Genomic DNA, 3,030 nt, shown 5'->3' on the forward strand with positions numbered 1-3,030 from the left:
ACGCCTAATGTAAAAAACACAGCGGCAAAATCCGTTGTCGGGATTAGCCTCCCGTCTTTATCAGGGCGTAATAACGCCAGCTTAACGCTGGTTTTTTGTTGCGTACAATTCAGTGTACCCAAATTATGGTGGGCTGATTGGGAGCACTTCGGTGCGCCGTTTCCTTGATAACGGTAAGGCTAATCCTGATCAGTTCACCGCCATGCAATTAGCCTTGTTGGTGGTGATAAATAAATCATTATCAAGGAGTCACATCATGACTACGCAAGCCCTACCTATCGCCCAACACCGTCCAGAAGATTTAATTTTCGTATCCCAAACTGATGAGTTGCTCACGAATTCATTATTAGTAGCTAAACACTTTAACAAGCCACACAAAGATGTAATTCGACGTATTGAAACTCTCCATTTTTCTGATCAGTTCATGTCAGCGCATTTTTGCGCTCACGTTGAAAATCAACAAGTTGGCATCGCAAAGCGCGATATTAAGTCGTATCAAATGAACTTTAGCGGATTCATGGCTGCTGTTATGAGTTTTAACGGCAAAAAAGCAGCTATCGTAAAAGAAGCTTTTATCAATGCGTTTAATTTAATGGCCGAAAAGCTAGCCAAGCAAACCCATCAGGAGCCCCTTCCATTTATGCTTCCAACTAAGGCTGAACTGATGGACGATTTTAAGGATGGTCTCGACACCCGAATTCTACTTGATATCGAGAATGGTCAGATCGTTCGCTCGATGGTCGTTCCTCAAGACGCATTTGTGTGCAACAAAGAGAAATTCATTAGCTTCATGGGGAATAATCGGTTATTCACGAATCAAGAGATCATTGCCATCAATACGATAGCAGCAAAAAGGCTCTCTAGAATGTAACCATTATGTTATGAGCGTCATGCATTGACGCTCATATCGTGATCATGATTTAGATATGACACATAAAGACACGAAATGACGTGACCAGCGTGGTGTGATTTTTCTATACTCCCTAACATTAGTATAGACGCGCCGAAGATGAGGGTTACATGTTTGGATTCTTCAAAAATAAAGCTTACAAGGTCATAGCTACCAATACGCTTCAAGAGTTAGTGATGTGCAAACTTTACAACAACCCATTCGAGGGAAGGGGTGCTGAAGAAATAAGCCAAAAAACCGGGCTCAATCTCGTTAGCACGTACGGCATGTTAAATAGAATGATTGAATACCATTTGATTGAGGAAATAGAATGGAATGATAAACTTTTTTACAGAGCAATTAATATACCTTGCTCGCTAGATGTTTTCTCTAATCAGAATCAAATATTTGGGTATGCAAAGCGCTCTATAGATCGTGTAAACTTTAGCTGTCAATCTGGCTTGAACACGCAAAAGCAACATTCCAATAAAGAGAAGCTGGACGCCATGCCTCAAGAATTAAGAGAAGAATTCTTGAGACTTTATACCAACACCCTATTTGGCGGTTGGGTAGACCGACACTTGTATAAGAAATTTTGCAAAAAGCATGGACTTTATTGCAGCAAGTAACAGTTTAATGCTGCATGCATTGAGTTTAAATTTATTCATATACATCAAGTTCTGCCACAAGCACAATCTAAGCAATAAACTCGCATCACCCAGCAATAACTAAAAGCAACCTAAACAAATGGCATCGAAATGAAAAATTTAATTATAGTATTTTTGTTTTCTCTTGCACTCGCTGGCTGTAATAGTGAAGACGGTTCCGGTGATGTTCATTGCTCTGTATACAGTAATATCGATTGGTTCGAATCTGGCGATAACTATCTATATAAATTTAACCATAATGAGTGCAACTGGACCACAGAGGCCGTCACTAATAAGCAAGGCGAATTGCTTTCTATCACTGTTGGTGGAGTAAATTCGGATCGAGTTACGGAGTTTGTCAGCGACGAACTAACAACGGTCACCACATATAATAAATCAGGCGTTAAGCTAACTGAGTTCCGCGTCTTTGCGTCACTTGATTACATTGAAAAAATCACATATCAAAATGGACAGGTTTACTTGAATGAAACCTATGCTTTTGGCACACCAACCTATCAACAAGCTAAAGACGAATCTGATAAGAAGATGTACACCAATGGATGGAAAAGAGCTATAGCTTGGGCAACTATAAACCAGAAATTCTAAGGGGCTTACGCCCCTTTTTAACTTTTAAATGTTAAATAGACCGCATCCTGATTTCTTATCATTGGAGTGCCTTTATTTGACAGTAGGTTTCTAAGGTATATTTTCACTTCATGCGGTTGGTTTTTTGCCAGTGTTATTACTTTTGGCCCTATCATTCCCATAGCATCACCAATATTACCAAACCAGCTTTGGCTATCGACATAGGCACCATTTAAATGAACCCTTCCAGCTGTTCGCTGAGAACCAGTATAAAGTGCGGGTAGTGAAAGTTGTCTATCCCACGGTTCAGATTGAAAATTCAGCGTTAAAAATAGATGGTCAGAACCAGGAGGAACTAACGTCCATCTTTGCTCTGGAATGTTAACATCGTAAGCCTTCACGATATCACCAATAATCTTTCCTGCCGATAATGTACCTAGTATCGTACAGTCCTCATGGATGACTACATTGTTTAGCGAACCTGATACCGCGTTGATGTGACCATTAACATTAGCGCCTCTCATAGAAACTATACCAGCAGAGCTAACATAGAAAGGTGCATTAACATCATTGATCACTGGTGTTTTGATAACTGGTGAGCGGATTTCAGACTGCGCAATAATTACATCAGATACGAGATTACTAACAACCAAATCTTTGATGGAAGCTGCTTTAATCCACGCAGTATCTATAACAAGTATTTTTCGCGGTTGTCCGGGTTGCCCGTACTTGGGATTATCCATAGTGCCAAATACTGGAACGGCTTGATCGCTCGAACCATCGTTATACGAAACCTTAAAATCGGCGTTCTTGACATAGAAATAAGCGTTTCTATAGTCAGCGCCATTCGATTTTGCGACTAAACCAATGCTTGCAGTAACATCACCAGCTGAAGCTTTAACGCCCCAT

At 40.4% G+C, this 3,030-nt stretch carries 3 protein-coding genes and 1 pseudogene; 3 read left to right on the forward strand and 1 reads right to left on the reverse strand.

Going from position 1 to position 3,030, the window contains the following annotated elements; all coding sequences use genetic code 11:
• Positions 1 to 256 precede the first annotated feature (256 nt).
• From HW45_RS28275 to HW45_RS04425, 3 genes are all read left to right on the forward strand, one after another.
• On the forward strand, positions 257 to 871 hold the full coding sequence (locus tag HW45_RS28275; protein WP_051867781.1) for a Rha family transcriptional regulator: 615 nt from the start codon (positions 257 to 259) through the stop codon (positions 869 to 871).
• A gap of 149 nt (positions 872 to 1,020) precedes the next feature.
• Complete coding sequence (locus HW45_RS28280) at positions 1,021 to 1,518, forward strand: hypothetical protein (RefSeq protein ID WP_051867782.1); 498 nt, start codon at positions 1,021 to 1,023, stop codon at positions 1,516 to 1,518.
• Positions 1,519 to 1,647: 129 nt separating this feature from the next.
• Positions 1,648 to 2,142, forward strand: coding sequence for a hypothetical protein (locus HW45_RS04425; protein WP_038225176.1), 495 nt, complete (start codon positions 1,648 to 1,650; stop codon positions 2,140 to 2,142).
• A 17-nt stretch (positions 2,143 to 2,159) separates the two neighbouring features.
• Here HW45_RS04425 and HW45_RS04430 read toward each other — a convergent pair.
• A pseudogene (locus HW45_RS04430) lies at positions 2,160 to 3,030 on the reverse strand (phage tail tip protein); the annotation flags it as partial.

The sequence above is a fragment of the Vibrio sp. ER1A genome (assembly GCF_000733315.1).
GTDB classification, from domain to species: domain Bacteria; phylum Pseudomonadota; class Gammaproteobacteria; order Enterobacterales; family Vibrionaceae; genus Vibrio; species Vibrio mediterranei.

What these genes read in the sequence shown, in the direction of transcription:
- HW45_RS28275 (WP_051867781.1), top strand. Translation starts at nt 257, where the DNA reads ATGACTACGCAAGCCCTACCTATCGCCCAACACCGTCCAGAAGATTTA.
- HW45_RS28280 (WP_051867782.1), top strand. Translation starts at nt 1,021, where the DNA reads ATGTTTGGATTCTTCAAAAATAAAGCTTACAAGGTCATAGCTACCAAT.
- HW45_RS04425 (WP_038225176.1), top strand. Translation starts at nt 1,648, where the DNA reads ATGAAAAATTTAATTATAGTATTTTTGTTTTCTCTTGCACTCGCTGGC.